Below are 19,806 nucleotides of genomic sequence, written 5' to 3' on the forward strand. Positions count from 1 at the left end.
TTAGCTGACAGTTTTAAAGTTATTTTTTGCGTAAAATTTCAGTTCTATCAGATCATTAGGAATAGGGTTGCTATTCCAGTGGCGATGAATGGACAATGCCGTACCGATAGCTGTGGCTTGTGCCATAGAAGCTGCAAACACCTCCTGGTGTTCAAACTTTTCAGATAAAAGGCTCATATATATGGGATTTTTACTGAAACCACCATCTACAAATATCCGATGAATATTTGTCTCATCCATTACTCTCTTTGTGGCAATATACTGAACCTCGACAATATCCATGATCAACTGATGATAAGCAGTTTCATAGTCCTCAAAGATACTCAAATCTCGTTCAGAAAAAGTCTTAATTGAAAATTTTTTAACAGAATCTACAGACTTCAAGTGCTTTATGGTTTTCCAGTTGGTCGTCACTGTTCTGAATTTGGCTGTAGATACCTGAAAATGGGTGGCAATTCTTTTGCTTTGCAACTCATGTTCATATCCGGCAAACAGGCGAGAAGCTTTCACCGGCGTTCCTTTATAACTCAGATAGAAGAGACAATCTGCCCGCAACTCTTCTAAAGTAAGCTCACTGTGATTAAACGGATTGAATGAAATACTCCAGGTTCCGGTAGAAATCAGAATAAAGGGATCCTGAAAATTGAACAGATAAGGGATCAGAGCGGCAGAACTATCATGTAAGCCTGTTCCGATCACATAGGGGCTACCCGGAAATGCAGACTTGAATACTTCATCAGAGTTACAAATAGGTGCCATCTTATCGATGACACCATCTCTACTAACCCATCTATGATAACCGTTATCTTTAAAGTTCCACAACGTGGTATGGCAACCTATACTTGTCTTGTCTGCGTAATATTGTCCTGACAACAGAAAACTCAGATACTGTGGTAAATGCAGGGCATGCTTGATTTTCTTAAAAATCTCAGGCTTCTCTTCCTTCATACGGTAGAGTTGTAACCCCGAATTTAAACTTCCTAATGCAGGAGAAGCGGTCTCTTTGGAAAAAGTCTCTTCACCTCCATACTGGTCATATATCTTTTGTGCTAATGCATCCGGATAATTCTTTAAATAATTATACAAAGGCGTCAACGGCCGGCCATCTTCATCCAGGTAGACAAAACTTGCTCCATAGGATGAAAAATTAATGGCCTTTACCTCAAACTGAGGTTTACGGAATACTTCGTGCAACGAATCAAAAACAGCGAGTCTGAGGCTTTCCAGATTTTCACAGGGGTCGCCATCTTCATCTTCAGTTTCTAAAAACCGGGCAGACCGCTCAAATACTATTCTGTAATTCTCATCGAATAGAAATAGTTTTTTGTTCGTCTTACCCACATCAAATACGGCTATAACGGGTATGGGTTTCATACGGTTGAGTTTATGAAATTACTGTTCTTACAATCCTGTAGCGACACTACCGGTACCACGCTCTTGTGTCAGGATATCACGAACACCCAATTGACGATATAACTCGACCGGATTCAATGCGCCGCCTTCACGGAGTCTGGATTCGGCAACAATACTTCTCACATCTGTACGGAATGCATCCTGCAAAATCTCCTGAGCCTTCACAACATCATTCTGCTGCTGTGCTTCCTTCAACGCTGCACGATCTACTAACAATGCCTGTGCATATGCAATCTTAATCGCCTCCACAGACTGCAGCAGATCCACCAGCGGATCTTTTTGATTATGGGAAGCATCGATCATCCAGCCTAAACCAGTGGCATGATCCATTCCTCTTGCATCCATACCTTCGACCAGTTCATTGAAAATCAAAAACAACTGATAAGGTTTTATACTTCCGGCTGTCAGATCATCATCCGCATATTTGGAATCATTGAAATGGAAACCTCCCAGCTTACCTTCCATTAACAGCAGGGATACGATCTGTTCGATATTAGCATTTGGGAGATGATGTCCCAGATCCACTAATGTATAGGCCTGGTCCCCCAATTTATTGGCCAATAGCAGTGATTGTCCCCAATCTGCAATAGTTGTCGAATAAAAAAACGGTTCAAAACCTTTGTACTCAACAAACAGTTTCCAGTCTGCCGGAAGATGCTTATAGATTTCTTTTAACGAAGAAAGTGTATTTTGAAATGCTTCTCTAAAGTTCAACTGTCCCGGAAATGATGATCCGTCTGCCAGCCACACAGTCAGCGCTTTCGATCCTAAAGCAATACCATGACGGATCACTTCCACATTATGATCGATAGCCTGCTGCCGCACATGGGGATCTACATGGTGAAGAGACCCAAATTTATAACTGTATTTCTGATCTTTCTGATCCTGAAAAGTATTGGAATTGACCGCATCAAATACCAGTCCGTGATAGCTAGCCAGCTGCTTGATAGCTTCTGCATCCTGAGGAATATCCCAGGGGATATGTAACGAGATTGCTCCGCTTGAACGGTTCAGTTTATGCAGTAATCCCACATCCTCTATTTTCTGTTCCAGTGTCCCGGGCTCTCCCTGTCCGGAGAAACGGCCAAAACGTGTCCCCCCGGTACCTAAAGCCCAGCTTGGAATAGCGATCTGAAAGACGCCTAATTTTTGTATGATTTCTTCCGTATTGGAAAGCGTTTCGGCTAAAAATGTAAACCTGCGTTTATGTGCATCCAAATGCAGGTTATTATACTCCTCAATTAAACTATCTTTAATTAACATGGTTCGGTTTGTTTGTTTATAATCAGTAATTCTTGCAAAATCAAATATATTAAAGGATTCTCATACCTCTCCCCCAAATCCTTTAATGTCATACTTATCTTACAAATGCCATGGCGACTCCCCCGTCAACATTGAGCACATTACCGGTAGATTTATTCAGTAATCCTCCTGCAAAAGCAAAACAGGCATTAGCAATATCTTCCGGAAGAATAATTTCTTTTAGCAGAGTACGATTTGCATAGTATGCCGGCAATTCATCTACAGTTATCCCGTATGCTTTAGCGCGGCCTTCTGCCCAACCATTCGCCCAGATATTGCTATCTGAAATAACAGCATCAGGATTGACTACATTGACACGGATACCAGCCGATCCAAGTTCAGCAGCATTTAAGCGGCTCAAATGAAGCTGTGCTGATTTTGCACTTCCATATCCGGCATTATTTGGCCCGCTTACCAATGCATTTTTGCTTACAATATTAATAATATCACCACCAATGGCCTGTTTTTTCATTGTTTTGACAGCCTCCCGGGTTACAAAAAATTGTCCTTTGACCAATACATTATACAACAGATCCCAATCTTTCTCTGTATGGTCTTCTATGGTTTTGGAAATAGATAAACCTGCATTATTCACCACTATATCTACACCTCCGAATGCCAGTGCACACTGACTCAAGGCCTGCTCAATCTGATCTTCACGGGTTACATCCAGTACCACTGTCGAGAAGGCATCTTTTCCATAGGTAGATTGGAATTCTTCTGCAACAGCTGCCAAACGCTCTGCATTCATGTCATTTAGGACGACAACAGCGCCTTCATTGACAAATTTCTTAGCTATAGCTTTGCCTATTCCACCGGCACTGCCAGTCACCAAAGCGATCTTACCCGATAGCGCTTTAGGCTTCGGCATACGTTGCAATTTAGCTTCTTCCAGCAACCAGTATTCGATATTAAATGCTTCCTGACGAGGCAGAGAAGTATATGATGAAATTGCTTCCGCTCCTTTCATCACATTGATTGCATTGATGTAAAACTCAGCGGCCACCCGTGCAGTCTGCTTATCCTTTGAGAATGAAAACATACCTACGCCTGGATAAAGTATAATTACCGGATTCTCATCCCGTATGGCAGGACTGTTTGGATGTTTACAGGACTCATAATACGCAGTATACATTGCTCTGTAAGCTTCAAAAGCCGGAGCAAGCCGTGCTTTGAGAGCCTCTGTATCGGACAGATCTTCATCTTTTCCCAGATCCAGTACCAGAGGTGAAATTTTAGTGCGTAAAAAATGATCGGGGCAACTTGTACCTAAGGGTGCGAGGCGTTTCAGATCACTGGAATTTATAAATTCAAGTATGCGTTCATCATCCGTAAAATGACCGATCATATGGCGCTTACTCGAGCAGAATCCCCTTAATACCGGAGCCAGTTTTGCAGCTTGTTTCACACGTTCATCAGCAGCCAGACTTTCTATTTGCTGACCTCCGAATACGGGTCCCTTTTTACCGTAATTATCTTCTAAATAAGCCGCACAACGCTCAATAACATCTAAGGTATTGACATAGCTTTCATAAGCTGTATCTCCCCAGGTAAATAAACCGTGAGAACCCAGCATAATACCGCGTATAGAAGGATTCTTATCCAGACATTCTTTCAACTGAAGCCCCAGATCAAATCCTGGTTTTTGCCAGTCTACCCAGCCAATCGTGCCGTCAAACAATTCCTGCGTGATCTTTTCACCATCTTTAGCAGCTGCTATCGCTATAGCCGCATCGGGATGTAAGTGATCGATATGTTTGAAGGGAAGAAATCCATGCAAAGGTGTATCTATGGAGGGTGCTTTAGAAGCCAGATCATAAATGCAGTGATTGAAAAGTTCTACCATCTCATCTTCATGCTCGATCCCCCGGTATACACTCTTCAGCCCTCTCAGTCGCTCTACATATAAGGCAGCAAGACCACTTTTGGTCAATGTGCCAATGTCACCTCCCGAACCTTTGATCCACATGACCTCTGTCGCAGATCCTGTCAACGGATCATTCACAACGACTTTACATGAGGTATTCCCTCCCCCATAGTTGGTAATTCTAAGATCGGATCCTAATAAATTGGAACGATACAGTAATAATCCAACTTCATCTCCTTCCAGAGATTTAGCCTTTTCATCATCCCACAAGTAATTAACGTGCTTATATGTTTTCACTTTTTATATATTTTTTATAGTTATTATTCTAAAGTTTTAGCAAATCCAACGATACAGATCGATAGGATTATAGTCACAATACCTGCAATAATAGCACGGTAAGTAGGTTTGCTGACACCTTTCCATTCTTTCAGAATAACGCCCCATGCGTTAGAAATAAGAATGATAAATGCCATATGCAGTATCCAGGAGCTGGCTCCGTTACCCAATCTGCTTTCTCCCATTCCATAGAAGAAAAACTGCAGGTACCAGGTTGTACCGGCAAGCGCGCACAACAGCAGATTCTTGCCAAGTGGCGCTGAGGATTTCGTATAATCAGAAAATGTTTTATTCTTAGCCAACAGGTACAGACACCATATAAAATTGGTAGTAAATCCTCCCCAAAGAATAACGATATACGTCACATTATTCTGGTACAAAAATTCTCCCTGACCGGGATTTGCAGCTTTCCAAAGTTGATTGGCCACATCAGCCATTGGTTTACCGGCTTCGATTCCAAAATTGAAACATGCACTCAGAATGCCGGAAACAATAGCAACAGTAATTCCTAATCCGAATTTATATTCAGACTGTGCAGCACCTGACAGATTCATCAGCCCTTTTTCTTTTAATACTCCTGCCCTGCCACAGAGATAAATACCCACGATACAGATCAAAAGTCCGATCATTACACAAATCCCTGAATTGGTAGTAAAAAAGAAATCGATACCATGTTTACCCGGAACAGAATTAAAAAAATAATAGATCGAAGGCATCAGTGCTCCAAATACCATACTCAGGCCCAATATAATACTGCTCCCCAGAGATACACCCAGATAGCGTACGCCAAGACCATACGTCAGTCCGCCAATTCCCCACAGCAAACCAAACAAATAGGTATATCCGATAATCGAAGAAGACGTGTCTGTAATAATCTGAAAAAAATCAGGAATCGTCAGATAAGCGGCTACAGGTGGCACAAGTACCCAGGAGAATATTCCTCCCAGAATCCACATCGCCTCCCAGGACCATCCTTTGACCCGCTTATAGGGTACATAAAAACTCCCGGACGCAAATCCGCCAATAAAATGAAAAAAAACACCGGCAATCCAGCTCATACAATTTATAGGGTTATATTGATACTATTAGATACCGCAAATTATAACTTTTTACTTCGCGAACTGTTATGCGCTGTCATGTATGCGCTACAGATATAAATACACAATACTGCTGAGAAAAAGGTATATCGGAAAAAGCAAAATAATGCTTCTCTTGATTTTAAATTAAGGTTTATTGTTTTATTTGTATATTAGTGGCACTCGCAACTAAATATAGGCGTCATCTTTACCAAATATGAATATGAAACTTATCTATAACACAACAGATTGTATGAATTTCAAAAAACTATTTTGTTATATTTCGGCAACTCTACTATTTGCCATTCTATCTTTCCCGTCGGGGAGTACTGCTCAGACTTCTACTTTTAAATACAGTAATGACGGATTAAAAAAAGGAACGATAGAAAGTCAGTTTCAACACCTCAATTATATTTCCCGTACCCAAGACCCTTACAAACTGATAAGGAAAGAAAATCTGGATATCATCAAGAAAAATGTACAGGACAGTATTGCCCGCCTGTCGCAGGAAATCAACACCCTAAAGTCTTCTTCTACCAATTTTGCTTCCAATACCAAAGCCCTACAGGACTCTGTAAAAAATGTATCACAGGAACTGGAAAAAGAAAGATCTAAAACAGATAGCATATCTTTTATCGGAATACCCTTTTCAAAAGCCACATATCATACTATGGTGTGGGCAATTATAATTGTATTGGCTTTGTTATTCCTGATCACGCTGGCTTCATTCAGAAAAGCAAAAGTAGATACGGTAGACCACAAAAAGACCACAGATCAATTGCAGGATGAATTGCAGACACTGCGTAAAAAATCAATGGAAAATGAACAGAAATTACGTCGTCAGTTACAGGACGAAATAAATAAAAGAGTATAAAAAAAAGCGGGATTACCCGCTTTTTTTATACTCTTTTTATCCTTTATATTATCGGTTAATAGCCGGGATTTTGTGTAAGTCCTGTTCCCAAAGCGATCTGAGCGGAAGGAATCGGATACAGAAGATACCTTTCATCAGTCAGCGTATCATACTTTTTAAGAGCCAGCTTGGTCCGGCTAAAATCAAACCAGGTTTCACCTTCAAACATAAGCTCTTTCTCCTTTTCTTCTTGTACAGCTGTAATAAACGTTTCCAGATTGCTATACGTGCTAATGGGTACAGTGACACCTGCACGATCCTGTACAGCTTTCAGCGAATTATACGCAGCGGTACTGACACTATTATCTACCCTTGCCTGCGCTTCTGCATGTATTAAATAAATTTCAGCCAGACGGATAACCGTCAGGTTCTGACTTGCCGGAGAGAAATTTGGAAACTTTCCCATAAAATAGTTATTCTTGCTCCCCTTTTTTACTGTGAAAGCTCTCCGCTTATCTTGCTCTGTATACAGATCCTGAATGGTCGAATCTTTGGCAAAAAACAGCACACTGGCATTATCGTTGGCCACAGCAGCAAGAGGGTTTGTAGCCTGATCATCAAATTGAATCTCGAAAATAGCCTCATTCGTATTTTGTGTTGTCCAGATCGTGCTGAAATCCGTTACTAAACCAAATCCGGCAGTTGTCAGAATTTCATTAGCGAGATCTGCAGATTTCTTATAGTCATTGGTAATAGCGGCCTGATATAAATATACCTTTGCCAGTAAAGCTTTCGCTCCCCAGTAGGAGGCTCTTCCTTTGGCAGCATCACCCGTGTTGGGATTAACTGGAGGAAGTGCTGCTACAGCTTCTGTTAAATCTTTAACAATCTGAGTGTACAGCTCCTCTTTTCCGGATTCAGGGATATCAAAATTATCACCTTCTTTGGTATAAGTCAGCTTTAAGGGAACTTTATTAAAAGCCCGAACCAGAAAAAAGTAATTTAATGCCCTGATAAATTTAGCTTCACCAACAAATATATTTTTCTTCTCCTCGGTGATCATCGCAGTAGTCATGTTCGGAACTTCTTCAATAATTTGGTTAGCCGCATTTATAGTTGCATAGATTGCCTGCCACATATTGGCCGTCCAGGGATTTATAGCCTGTATCTTATGTTCTGCGAAGTTTTGATATTCAGGAAAACTCGCAGAATGTCTGACATGTCCGGCCGAAAATTCCGGAACGATCACAATCGACTGACCAAATGAAAAGGAATTCATCATTGTGCGGTAGGTCCCTAATACGGCAGCATTTGCATTGGTCTCCGAATTAAAGAATTGATCCTGTGCGATCTGCCCCATCGGATCCCGATCTAAAAATTTATTACACGATGTATTCAAAGTGACTATCACCGCAACCAAACAGATTAATATTATTTTATTTTTCATCATTATACTTTTTAGTCAAAATCTATCGCAGTTATCTCTTCTTCACGCTGTCCGGCTTATTACCGATACTGGCATTATGATCTGCAATAATTTCAGATTTATAGCTTTGGGAAATTAAAAAGTCATGTTAATACCAGTAGTGAATATACGCGGCTGCGGGTAACTTCCGTAGTCATATCCATAGATTAATCCTGTATTTGCTCCTCCATGACTTGAACTTACCTCCGGATCATAACCTCTGTATTTGGTAAATACATATGCATTTTGTACAGTGACATACCATCTAAGCTTTTTCATCTTGATCTTCTCTGCTACTGCAGGCGGCAATGTGTAACCAAATGTGATATTCCGAAGTCTGAAAAAGGAGCCATCTTCAACAAATCTGGAAGATACTGCTCCGTTACTCAGATCACCCGGAGCTGGTCTCGGAACATCCGTAATATCGCCCGGAGCACGCCATCTGTCTACAAAGTCAACAAACTGATTTGAACTGGGATTAAAGCCTTCCAATCCGGAAGCCAGATTATAATTGAAAATATCATTACCGTAAGTAAACTGCCCCTGAATACTTAAGTCAAAGTTTTTGTAGGCGAAATTATTGGTAATACCTCCGAAAAATGAAGGATTGGGGTCACCAATCATCCAGTGATCCTTATAATCTGTAGGAGATACATTAGAGCCATCCTGTCCCAGATAATCAATCATACCCGTTTGCGGATTTACACCGTTTGCCCGCCAGCCATAAAATACACCTAGAGGCTGTCCTACTATTGCACGATTTAAATCACCAACACCACCTCTCATTTCTTTCAGTCCCTCTGGTAATGCCAAAACTTTATTTCGGTTAAAAGTCATATTCAGAGAGGTAGTCCACTTAAATTCACCAACCAGATTTTTAGTTGTCAACTCAAACTCAAAACCCTTATTTTCTATATCTCCCGAATTCGTAAATCTATTGATGTAACCGGAACTGGTCAGGATGGGTAATCCAATTAACAAGTCGGAAGTTTTCTTGTAATAATAGTCAGCTAACAGCGATATCCTGTTATTCAGGAAGCCTGCATCAATACCCACATTCCATTGGCGTGTAGTTTCCCATTTCAGATCCCGGTCTCCCAGTACATTGGGTATAAAACCAGCCATACCCAGGTAATTGCTGTTTCCGGAGTATAAAGAACGACTGGCATAGTTACCAATATTTTGGTTACCGGTAATTCCCCAACTCGCCCGAAGTTTCAGGTCATTCAATATTTTGGAATCTTTCAAAAACTCCTCTTCAGAAAGTCTCCAGGCTCCTGCAAAGGATGGAAATATTGCCCAACGATTGTCAGCCCCGAAACGGGATGATCCATCCGAACGAACATTTGCATTCAGGATATATTTGTCCTTATAGATATAAGTTGCACGGGCAAACCCGGATGCGATAGCCCATTCTTCAGGATAAGAATTTGCACCTGTCACAACACCTCCTGCTGTAATATAAGGAATATCATTATTCGGGAAGTTAGAACGCTGTCCGTGCACAAACTCCAGTCTCGATTCCTGAACTGAGAATCCAGCCAATGCATTAAGGGTATGATCACCAAATACTTTATCATAAGTCAGAGTAGTCTCATTGATCCAAAGCTGATCCCGCGTATTGCGGCGGGCACCTATACCACCCTGGCTGGCATAAGAACGAAGTCCTACCGGTGGCATAAAGAATGTCTCATCAATAAAGCTAATATCTGTACCAAAACTGGTTTTCAGTAATAATTCAGGGATGATATTATATTCTGCTCCCACGTTAGCCAATACACGAAAAGTTTGAGCTTCATTGGTAGGAAGGGTCAACATAGCTACAGGATTCTCACGGGTTAAGCGCACCTGATCATATGCAAAATTACCGGAAGCATCATATACCGTTAAGTTTGGTGGAGAAAAGATTCCGCTTTTGGTTGCCCCTTCCTTTGAATTTTCTTCCTGAACACGTTTGTTAACCGCTCTTGTAAGATTGATTGCGGTCGAAAACCTGAGTTTGTCGCTGTGCTGATGATTCAGATTTATACGGCCACTTAAGCGATTGAAATCTGAGCCCAGCAGTACACCCCCCTGTTTCATATAACCAACCGAAGTATAATATTGTGTCTTCTCGCTTCCCCCTCTTGCAGAAAGTTCGTAGCTACGGGTACCTGCATTTCTAAAAATAGCATCCTGCCAATCCGTGTTCACATTGGAATTGGAAAATATTTGATCAGGGATAACTGCTTTCGGATCCTTCTCCTGCAGGATTTTGTAATAGTCTTTCATATAATCCTGATACTGTTCTGTATTCATGAAATCATAATACCGTTCACGTGGTACCTGGGAAAAACCTTCATACATGTTGAAGTTAAATTCACTTTGTCCGGCTACACCTTTTTTGGTCGTAATGAGGACAACACCATTCGCTGCTCGTGAACCGTAGATAGAGGAAGATGCTGCATCTTTCAAAATTTCAATAGACTGAACATCGGAAGGATTGATAGATGAAAGCACATTTATGCCCTGAGTTCCTCCTCCAAAATCAAAGGTAGAACCACCTGTAAAATTTGTTGTGCTGTTAACCGGAATTCCGTCGACTACATACAACGGATCCGAACTGGCATTAATGGATGTCGTTCCCCTTACCCGTATACTGATTCCGCCTCCGGGTGAACCCGACTTCTGCGTCACCTGAACACCTCCGGCCTTACCTTGTATAGCCTGTGTAATACTAGGAAGCACCTCATCTTTAATTTCATTGGCTCCGATACTCGATACCGCACTGGGTAATGTAGCACGATTCATTGTACCATATCCTACTGCCACCACCTGTACAGAGTCAAGCACATTCGTTTCACTGCTCATTACGACCTGTATGTCTTTTCTGTTGCCAACTGTTTGCGTCAGAGCTCTATAACCAATCGATGAGAACTTTATTTTATTCTTAGGGCCGGCAGCGATCTGGAATTTACCACTTTCGTCTGTATTCGTAGCCTGATTAGTTCCGACTATAGTAACCGTTACGCCCGGCAAAGGTCCTTTCGGGCCATTGACAATTCCGGATACCGAAGCTTGTTTGCCAGATACAACCTGGCTACTGCTATCCTGTTTAACAGCACTGCTGTCTGTTACATTTGGTTTTACTGTTCCGGTAGAATCAGGGGTGACAGCGACCTTAGCAGAGTCCTGCTGTGGCGGTACCGAATCCGTTGCAGCCTCCGTTTCGGCCTCAGCCTTACCGCTGGATAAAGAGACTTCTAGAAGCCTCTGATTATTTACATGGACCTCTTGATTTTTAAAGCCGGATTTTATAACAACCAGAATCCCGTTAGGATCAGCTGAAATTTTAAATTCGCCGTTAGGATCTGTTAATCCCGTGTTTGATGTGCCTTTTTCAGTAATGACCACCCCTTCAATTGCCATTCCGGCGGAGTCAGTAACCTTGCCTCGAATCTCAATAGAGTCAGCAGCAAAGGAGGAATACGGGATAGAATAATGGCTGTGATACTTGTTTTCAATAAGGTCTGCGCGTCCTGTTTGACAAAAAAAAAGAAAACCACATGTCAAAAAGAGCGCATGATAGAAATAGTGAATCATTACGTTAAATATTTTTATAAGAATCTGAAATGAAATAATACGTTAAAACAAATGGAAACACCTTATATAAAGGTAACGTCACAGAAACAGGTCGCTTGGAGGCTTGGAACTCATTACGATACCTAATCTTAACAGGTGTCTACCTGTACGGGCAATAGTTACAAAATCAGAAGTCATGATCGTTGGAGAGTGGGAATACCTCCTTTTCGGATTGTTTTTCTTAGAAATCATAAATAGCATAGTATAAATACAAAAAGTGTAAATCAGCATCAGGTTTAGAGGCTCCTTCCGGAACCAGACCAACCCTTATATAACAGATTTATTACACGTTTTAGTATAAATTGTAACAAAATAATAGACAAAGGGAATCGAAACCAGCTTTATGATAGTCTATTCGCACTTTTTATATTAGCATATGCGTGTAAAGATTCGTGCTACCTTCCATGCATTACAAGTCTGACAGACAGAGAATGATTAACAGGAAAACGGCTTTTGCATAACCTATTCAGTCATAATCATATTCAAATCTACCAACTGTGAAAAAAAAGTGAATTTTATTAGCGTAACGTTTTGCTTTTAAGCAGATATAGTTTATTTTTGCAGTCCAAAATAGGACTCATTTAGAGTTTTGTAATTGATTATTAAATATTTAGTCCCTATAATATGCCCCAAATTGGTAAAATAGCGCAGATTATCGGCCCAGTTGTTGACGTCAACTTCGCCGGCAATGAAAATCTTCCTAAAATCTATGATGCATTGTACATCGAGAAAGAGAATGGACAACGTATCGTTTTAGAGGTACAACAACACTTAGGTGAGGATTGTGTTCGTACTATTGCCATGGACGCTACCGAAGGATTGGTGCGTGGAATGAAAGTTGTAGACACAGGAGCTCCTATCAAAATGCCGATTGGTGAAGAAATCAAAGGACGTGTATTTAACGTTGTTGGTGACGCCATTGACGGGATCAAAAATCTAGACAAAACAAATGGTCGTCCTATTCACAATGTACCTCCTAAATTTGAAGACCTGTCAACAGAATCAGAAGTTCTTTTCACAGGTATCAAAGTAATCGATTTATTAGAGCCTTATGCTAAAGGTGGTAAAATCGGATTATTCGGTGGTGCCGGTGTAGGTAAAACAGTATTGATCCAGGAACTTATCAACAACATCGCTAAAGGTCACGGTGGTCTTTCCGTATTTGCTGGTGTAGGTGAGCGTACCCGTGAAGGGAATGACTTGCTTCGCGAGATGTTGGAGTCCGGTATTATCAAATATGGTGATCATTTCATGGAAGGCATGGAAAAAGGCGAATGGCCTTTGGAAACTGTTGATCAGGAATTGATGAAAGAATCAAAATGTACGTTTGTATTCGGTCAGATGAATGAGCCTCCGGGTGCTCGTGCTCGTGTAGCATTATCAGGACTGACTGTTGCGGAATACTTCCGTGATGGTGAAGGTGACGGACAAGGAAAAGACGTTCTTTTCTTTATCGATAACATCTTCCGTTTTACACAGGCAGGATCTGAGGTATCAGCATTATTAGGCCGTATGCCTTCAGCGGTAGGTTACCAGCCAACTCTGGCAACAGAGATGGGTCTGATGCAAGAGCGTATCACTTCTACTAAAAACGGATCAATCACTTCTGTACAGGCGGTATACGTACCTGCCGATGACTTAACTGACCCTGCTCCGGCGACAACTTTTGCCCACCTGGATGCAACAACAGTATTATCCCGTAAAATTGCAGAGTTAGGTATCTATCCGGCAGTGGATCCATTGGATTCTACTTCACGTATCCTTTCTCCGGCAGTATTAGGAGATGAGCACTACAATACAGCTCAGCGCGTAAAAGAAATTTTGCAACGTTATAAAGAACTTCAGGATATCATCGCTATCTTAGGTATGGATGAATTATCTGAAGAAGATAAGCAGACGGTTCACCGTGCACGTCGTGTACAACGTTTCTTGTCTCAGCCATTCCACGTAGCAGAACAGTTTACAGGCTTAAAAGGTGTATTAGTAGACATCAAAGATACTATCAAAGGATTTAACATGATCATTGACGGTGAAGTAGATGAATACCCTGAAGCAGCTTTCAACTTAGTAGGTAGCATAGAAGAAGCTATTGAAAAAGGTAAAAAATTATTAGCAGAAGCAGTATAAATAAGTAGTTAGTATTTAGTAATTAGTAGTCAGACGACCGACAAACAGTCAATTGCTGCTAATTACTATGTAAAAAAGTCTAAATACGTAATACTTACTACTAAATACTATTAAAATAAATGAAACTCACAATTATTACTCCAGACAAGTTGGCTTATGAAGGCGACGTTACAGCAGTAACTGTCCCTGGCTCTGCCGGCTCATTTCAAATATTAAAAAACCACGCACCTATCGTCTCTACTTTAGAGGATGGTCCGGTTATTATTAAGGCTGGAAACAATGAAGAGGTCCTTAACATTAAAGGTGGAGTAATTGAAGTAAAAAATAATGTCATTATTGTCCTGGCAGAGGGCATTATACAAGAATAGTAATTAAGATTTTTTAATCACTTTATAAGCCCTTAAAACAAGTCGTTTTAAGGGCTTATTTTTTTGAAGTTTATTCAGCAAAATGACGATTTCAGGAAGAAAATTGACCAAAATCAAAATTTTGCAAAAAACAACAAAGTATACCGATTTTAATTTTGGTCTACTTTGAATATTAAATAATATCGAAAAATTAAATTTTAATAAAATTATATTTTGTAAAAAAATAAATAACAAAATAAAAAACTATTTTTAAAATAATGAGTTACCCTATTGGTTAGTATTTTTATTCATCCTATCTTACAATTATCAAATTGAGGGGATCTTCTGTGCCTTCCTTTGACAGGTAAAAATGAGGAATAAATCCATAGGTATTTTAATTCAACACAACAGCAAATCATAAGGTATGCAATATTATAATAACAATACACTTATCTACTTAGATGGGGACTTTGTAAAAGCGTCCCAGGCAGGTGTTGACTTCTATGGTCAGGCATTACATTATGGATATGGTGCATTCGAAGGTTTACGCGCATACAACACCCATAACGGAACCCGGATCTTCAAAGCTGAGCAGCACTTTGAAAGACTACAGCAGTCCTGTAAGGCCATCAATATTCCGTACACCTGGAATAATCGGGAACTGGTTGACAAAACCTACGAACTGCTTGCTCTGAATAATCTGCGGGAAGCCTATATCCGTCCGTTGGTTCTTTCGGGGGCCAATATGCACCTGACCTCAGCTACAGATTCAAAAATACTTATTGCAGCATGGGAATGGGGACCTTATCTGGGACAAAACCTGTTGAAAGTGTGTATTTCCAATATTCAGCGCCCCAATCCGAAAGCTTTCCCTGTGAACTCAAAGATCAGCGGTCAGTATATCAACTCGATCATGGCCAGCAGTGAAGCCATCAAAAAAGGATTTGATGAAGCGCTATTATTGGATCAAAATGGTTTCGTAGTACAGGCATCAAGTGAGAATCTGTTTATTGAAAAAGATTTCAGGATCTATACAGCTCCTCAACAGGATGCCTTCCCGGGAATAACCCGTCAGACAGTTATTAATATCTGTAAAAATCTGAATTTCGAAATCATTGAAAAACCACTTACAGTAGAAGAAGTATATGCTGCAGACAGCGCCTTCCTCTGCGGTACTGCTGCCGAGATCATAGGCATCAGACAAGTTGATCACATAGAATATAAAGAAGATTGGGAGCATACAATTGGTGCTTCCATACAAAGAAGATATAAAAACCTAGTATTAGAGAACGAAAACTATGAAGTCATCATCTAACGGCGAGAATCAAATGAATAAATACAGCCGTACGTTTACACAAGACGAAACACAACCAGCAGCCAAAGCTATGCTATACGGAATCGGTCTTACCGATGCAGATATGGATAAAGCTCAGGTCGGTATTGCAAGCATGGGATATGATGGGAATACATGTAATATGCACCTGAATGATCTGGCACAAGTGGTCAAAAAAGGAGTCTGGGAAAGCGAACTGGTAGGATTGACTTTTGGAACAATAGGTGTGAGTGACGGAATGAGTAATGGTACAGAAGGTATGCGCTACTCGTTAGTAAGCCGTGATGTCATAGCCGACAGTATAGAAACAATCTGTGGCGGACAGTACTATGACGGATTGATTGCTATCCCGGGTTGTGACAAGAACATGCCGGGTGCTGTTATCGCTATGGGTCGCCTGAACCGTCCTTCTATAATGGTATACGGAGGAACAATAGCTCCGGGACATTATAAAGGGGAAGAACTGAATATTGTGTCGGCATTTGAAGCATTAGGACAAAAAATCTGTGGAAATCTATCCGATGAAGACTATGAAGGAATCATCAAGCATACCTGTCCGGGCGCAGGAGCCTGCGGAGGAATGTACACGGCAAATACAATGGCATCTGCCATTGAAGCCTTAGGGATGAGCTTACCCTATTCCTCTTCTAATCCGGCAGTTTCATCAGATAAAAAAGAGGAATGTCTTCAGGCAGGAAAATACATTCGTACACTGTTGGAAAAAGATATCAAGCCTTCAGATATCATGACGCGTAAAGCTTTTGAAAATGCGCTTAGAGCAATTGTAATCTTAGGCGGCAGTACCAATGCCGTATTACACTTTATCGCGATCGGAAAAGCCGTAGGAGTCGATATCACACAGGATGATTTTCAACGTATGAGTGATGAAACTCCTGTACTGGCGGATTTCAAACCATCAGGAAAATATCTGATGCAGGATCTGCATCAATATGGAGGTACCCCTGCAGTATTGAAATATTTACTGGATGAGGGATTATTACACGGAGATTGTCTGACTGTTACTGGGAAAACATTAGCAGAGAATCTTGCGGACGTAAAATCCATCATGGACTATGATCAAAAGATCATTCAGCCATTGAGCAATCCGATCAAACCAAGCGGTCACCTTCAGATTCTATACGGTAATCTGGCAGAAAAAGGTTCTGTAGCCAAGATCTCAGGTAAAGAAGGAGAGAAATTCACCGGTCCTGCCCGCGTTTTTGATGGAGAGCAGAATCTGATCCGCGGAATTCAGGATGGTACTGTAAAAAAAGGTGACGTAGTCGTTATCATCAACGAAGGTCCTGTAGGAGCTCCTGGTATGCCGGAAATGTTAAAGCCTACATCCGCTATTATCGGAGCAGGACTCGGAAAATCTGTAGCCCTCATCACAGACGGACGCTTCTCCGGAGGTACACACGGATTTGTAGTGGGACACATTACACCGGAATCTTATCAGGGAGGTCTGATCGGATTAGTAGAAAATGATGATATCATCGAGATCGATGCTGTCAATAATACCATCAATCTGAAAGTAGACGATGCCACAATAGCTGAGCGTAGAGAAAAATGGGTACAGCCCGTATTGAAAGTAACCAAAGGTGTTCTGTACAAATACGCAAAAACTGTGTCGGACGCGTCCGAAGGTTGTGTTACAGATCAGTAATACAACAAGAAGATCGAATAATCAACAACTAAAAACTTTTAAACTAATCGAATAAGTAATGAGTACACTTGAAAAAACAGAGAATAAGGCTCCTGCTGCAACACCAAAAGAATCGGTACAGATGTCAGGTTCTCAGGCGGTGCTGGAAGCTTTATTATGTGAAGGTGTTGACACCGTATTCGGATATCCGGGAGGGGCGATTATGCCGATTTATGATGCACTATACGATTATAATGATCGTTTGAAGCACATTTTGGTACGCCACGAACAAGGAGGTATTCACGCCGCTCAAGGTTTTGCACGTACTTCAGGTCGTACAGGTGTGGTATTTGCTACAAGCGGACCGGGTGCAACCAATTTAGTAACAGGTTTGGCTGATGCCATGATTGACAGTAATCCTGTCGTCTGTATTACAGGCCAAGTATTTGCGTCATTACTGGGAACTGACGCATTCCAGGAGACAGATGTCATTAACATTACTGCACCCGTCACTAAGTGGAACTATCAGGTAACAGATGCGACTGAGATTCCTCACGCACTGGCTAAAGCTTTCTATATTGCCAGTACAGGCCGTCCAGGTCCCGTATTAATTGATATTACCAAAAATGCTCAGTTACAATTATTCGATTATGAAGGATATGAAAAATGTAATCATGTCCGCAGCTATCGTCCTGCACCGGAAGTCAGAAACGAATACATCGAAAAAGCAGCTGAATTAATAAACAGCGCAGAGAAGCCTTTCGTATTATTCGGACAGGGAGTGATTCTTGGAAAAGCAGAACAGGAATTCAAAACCTTTATCGAAAAAGCAGGTATTCCTTCCGCAGCGACTGTAATGGGATTAAGTGCGCTGGAAACAGACCACCCTTTGCATGTAGGCATGTTGGGAATGCACGGTAACTATGCGCCTAACGTGATGACAAATGAGTGTGATGTCCTGATTGCCATAGGCATGCGCTTTGATGACCGCGTAACCGGACGTCTGGACAAATATGCAAAACAGGCCAAAGTAGTCCATCTGGATATTGATCCTGCCGAAATCGACAAAAATGTACAAACCACGGTGCCGGTATGGGGAGACTGTAAAGTCAGCCTGCCTTTATTAACAGCAAAGATTCAGGAAACAAAACGTCATGCAGAATGGTTGCAAAAATTCAGACAACTGGAGCAGGAAGAAATAAAAGAAGTCATTCAAAATGAATTACATCCGACAACAGATGTAATGACAATGGGTGAAGTAATAAATATCCTTAACGAATTGACCGGAGGTGATGCCATTATCACAACAGATGTAGGCCAGCACCAGATGGTAGCCTGCCGATATGCCAAATTCAACAATTCAAAGTCGAGTGTGACATCCGGCGGATTAGGAACAATGGGATTCGGACTGCCTGCAGCAATAGGCGCATGGTATGGTGCACCTGAAAAGACTGTGGTCGCTATTATAGGAGACGGAGGTTTCCAGATGACTCTACAGGAATTGGGTACCATCATGCAATTCGGAGCCAAAGTGAAGATCATGATCTTGAATAATGAGTTCCTGGGAATGGTAAGACAATGGCAACAGCTGTTCCACGATAAACGCTACTCTTTTGTTAATATTACCAGCCCTGATTTTGTGGCTGTAGCAAAAGGATATTATATCGACGGGCAAAAGATTTCCGAACGAAAAGATCTGCGTCAGGCTCTTGAAACAATGCTTAATCATGATGGAGCATACCTATTAGAAGTAATGGTGGGAAAAGAAAACAACGTATTCCCAATGGTTGCACAAGGAACATCAGTTTCCGAAATTCGATTGAAATAAAATGGAAAAACAAGAATTTACCATCACCTTATACACAGAAAATTCTATCGGTCTTATTGGTAGAATTTCTACCATCTTTTCGAGAAGAAAAATCAATATCGAAAGTCTTAACACTTCTCCTTCAGAAGTAGAAGGTATTCACCGGTTTACAATCGTCATTACAGAAACAGAAGAAGTATTACGCAAATTATGCCGTCAACTGGAAAAACAGGTAGATGTCTTAAAGGCATACTATAATACTAATGATGAAGTGATCTGGCAGGAACAGGCTCTTTATAAAGTACCGACAGATATCGTTGCTGAAAAAGCACCAGTCGAGAGGCTGCTCAGACAGTACGGTGCTTCTGCTGTGGTTATCCGAAATGATTATACAGTATTCGAGACAGCAGGTCACCGTGAAGAAATTGATAAATTAACGGAAGAGCTTACCAAATACGGTTTGATCGAGTTTGTACGGGGAGCCCGCATTGCAATTATTAAAGATAGTGCAGGATTCCACTCCAAACTATTACAATTCGAAAAGAAACAGCCTTCTGAAGAAATCGTGGAGAACGAATACCTGGATCAGAGAGACAACGTATTTACTATGTAAT

At 41.1% G+C, this 19,806-nt stretch carries 14 protein-coding genes; 7 read left to right on the top strand and 7 right to left on the bottom strand.

The genetic code is table 11. From position 1 onward, the window contains the following. The 4 genes from B4B65_RS17100 to rhaT all read right to left on the bottom strand — a co-directional run bounded on the left by B4B65_RS17100 (window position 1) and on the right by rhaT (window position 5,976). Window positions 1-1,374: an FGGY-family carbohydrate kinase gene (locus B4B65_RS17100; protein WP_293917212.1), complete on the bottom strand. Its 1,374-nt coding sequence runs from the start codon at window positions 1,372-1,374 to the stop codon at window positions 1-3. A 27-nt stretch (window positions 1,375-1,401) separates the two neighbouring features. Then, on the bottom strand, window positions 1,402-2,676 hold the full coding sequence (locus B4B65_RS17105; protein ID WP_293917214.1) for a TIM barrel protein: 1,275 nt from the start codon (window positions 2,674-2,676) through the stop codon (window positions 1,402-1,404). Window positions 2,677-2,770: 94 nt separating this feature from the next. Continuing rightward, window positions 2,771-4,879, bottom strand: coding sequence for a bifunctional aldolase/short-chain dehydrogenase (locus tag B4B65_RS17110; protein WP_293917216.1), 2,109 nt, complete (start codon window positions 4,877-4,879; stop codon window positions 2,771-2,773). 23 nt (window positions 4,880-4,902) lie between these two features. After that, a complete protein-coding gene (rhaT, locus tag B4B65_RS17115; protein WP_293917218.1) occupies window positions 4,903-5,976 on the bottom strand; it encodes an L-rhamnose/proton symporter RhaT in 1,074 nt (357 codons plus the stop codon). 241 nt (window positions 5,977-6,217) lie between these two features. Here rhaT and B4B65_RS17120 point away from each other — a divergent pair, with 241 nt between their 5' ends. Continuing rightward, window positions 6,218-6,868, top strand: coding sequence for a hypothetical protein (locus B4B65_RS17120; protein ID WP_293917220.1), 651 nt, complete (start codon window positions 6,218-6,220; stop codon window positions 6,866-6,868). A gap of 55 nt (window positions 6,869-6,923) precedes the next feature. Here B4B65_RS17120 and B4B65_RS17125 read toward each other — a convergent pair whose 3' ends face one another. From B4B65_RS17125 to B4B65_RS17135, 3 genes are all read right to left on the bottom strand, one after another. After that, window positions 6,924-8,294, bottom strand: coding sequence for a RagB/SusD family nutrient uptake outer membrane protein (locus B4B65_RS17125; RefSeq protein ID WP_293917222.1), 1,371 nt, complete (start codon window positions 8,292-8,294; stop codon window positions 6,924-6,926). A gap of 114 nt (window positions 8,295-8,408) precedes the next feature. Further along, window positions 8,409-11,894: a SusC/RagA family TonB-linked outer membrane protein gene (locus B4B65_RS17130; RefSeq protein WP_293917224.1), complete on the bottom strand. Its 3,486-nt coding sequence runs from the start codon at window positions 11,892-11,894 to the stop codon at window positions 8,409-8,411. Between the two features lie 78 nt (window positions 11,895-11,972). Continuing rightward, window positions 11,973-12,125, bottom strand: coding sequence for a hypothetical protein (locus B4B65_RS17135; protein WP_201680691.1), 153 nt, complete (start codon window positions 12,123-12,125; stop codon window positions 11,973-11,975). Window positions 12,126-12,557: 432 nt separating this feature from the next. On the opposite strand from B4B65_RS17135, the gene atpD reads away from it, so the two are divergent. From atpD to ilvN, 6 genes are all read left to right on the top strand, one after another. Further along, window positions 12,558-14,060, top strand: a complete 1,503-nt coding sequence (atpD, locus tag B4B65_RS17140; protein WP_115168662.1) for a F0F1 ATP synthase subunit beta — start codon at window positions 12,558-12,560, stop codon at window positions 14,058-14,060. 119 nt (window positions 14,061-14,179) lie between these two features. Further along, a complete protein-coding gene (atpC, locus tag B4B65_RS17145; protein WP_003011440.1) occupies window positions 14,180-14,428 on the top strand; it encodes an ATP synthase F1 subunit epsilon in 249 nt (82 codons plus the stop codon). Window positions 14,429-14,831: 403 nt separating this feature from the next. Next, window positions 14,832-15,722, top strand: a complete 891-nt coding sequence (locus B4B65_RS17150; RefSeq protein ID WP_293917234.1) for a branched-chain amino acid transaminase — start codon at window positions 14,832-14,834, stop codon at window positions 15,720-15,722. Further along, window positions 15,706-17,406, top strand: coding sequence for a dihydroxy-acid dehydratase (gene ilvD, locus B4B65_RS17155; protein ID WP_293917237.1), 1,701 nt, complete (start codon window positions 15,706-15,708; stop codon window positions 17,404-17,406). Before B4B65_RS17150 ends, ilvD begins: the two co-directional genes overlap by 17 nt. A gap of 58 nt (window positions 17,407-17,464) precedes the next feature. Next, window positions 17,465-19,213 carry a biosynthetic-type acetolactate synthase large subunit gene (ilvB, locus tag B4B65_RS17160; RefSeq protein ID WP_293917240.1) on the top strand — a complete coding sequence of 583 codons (1,749 nt, stop codon included), beginning with the start codon at window positions 17,465-17,467 and terminating at the stop codon, window positions 19,211-19,213. Window position 19,214: 1 nt separating this feature from the next. Next, entirely contained in the window at window positions 19,215-19,805 is a 591-nt protein-coding gene (gene ilvN / locus B4B65_RS17165; RefSeq protein WP_003000779.1) for an acetolactate synthase small subunit, read from the top strand. The last annotated feature ends 1 nt before the right edge of the window (window position 19,806 follow it).

It is taken from the genome of Sphingobacterium sp. UBA5789, from assembly GCF_002418355.1.
GTDB lineage: Bacteria > Bacteroidota > Bacteroidia > Sphingobacteriales > Sphingobacteriaceae > Sphingobacterium.

Coding starts and splice junctions, on each gene's coding strand:
- B4B65_RS17100 (WP_293917212.1), bottom strand. CDS start 1,374: ATGAAACCCATACCCGTTATAGCCGTATTTGATGTGGGTAAGACGAAC.
- B4B65_RS17105 (WP_293917214.1), bottom strand. CDS start 2,676: ATGTTAATTAAAGATAGTTTAATTGAGGAGTATAATAACCTGCATTTG.
- rhaT (WP_293917218.1), bottom strand. CDS start 5,976: ATGAGCTGGATTGCCGGTGTTTTTTTTCATTTTATTGGCGGATTTGCG.
- B4B65_RS17120 (WP_293917220.1), top strand. CDS start 6,218: ATGAAACTTATCTATAACACAACAGATTGTATGAATTTCAAAAAACTA.
- B4B65_RS17125 (WP_293917222.1), bottom strand. CDS start 8,294: ATGAAAAATAAAATAATATTAATCTGTTTGGTTGCGGTGATAGTCACT.
- B4B65_RS17130 (WP_293917224.1), bottom strand. CDS start 11,894: ATGATTCACTATTTCTATCATGCGCTCTTTTTGACATGTGGTTTTCTT.
- B4B65_RS17135 (WP_201680691.1), bottom strand. CDS start 12,125: ATGATTTCTAAGAAAAACAATCCGAAAAGGAGGTATTCCCACTCTCCA.
- atpD (WP_115168662.1), top strand. CDS start 12,558: ATGCCCCAAATTGGTAAAATAGCGCAGATTATCGGCCCAGTTGTTGAC.
- atpC (WP_003011440.1), top strand. CDS start 14,180: ATGAAACTCACAATTATTACTCCAGACAAGTTGGCTTATGAAGGCGAC.
- B4B65_RS17150 (WP_293917234.1), top strand. CDS start 14,832: ATGCAATATTATAATAACAATACACTTATCTACTTAGATGGGGACTTT.
- ilvD (WP_293917237.1), top strand. CDS start 15,706: ATGAAGTCATCATCTAACGGCGAGAATCAAATGAATAAATACAGCCGT.
- ilvB (WP_293917240.1), top strand. CDS start 17,465: ATGAGTACACTTGAAAAAACAGAGAATAAGGCTCCTGCTGCAACACCA.
- ilvN (WP_003000779.1), top strand. CDS start 19,215: ATGGAAAAACAAGAATTTACCATCACCTTATACACAGAAAATTCTATC.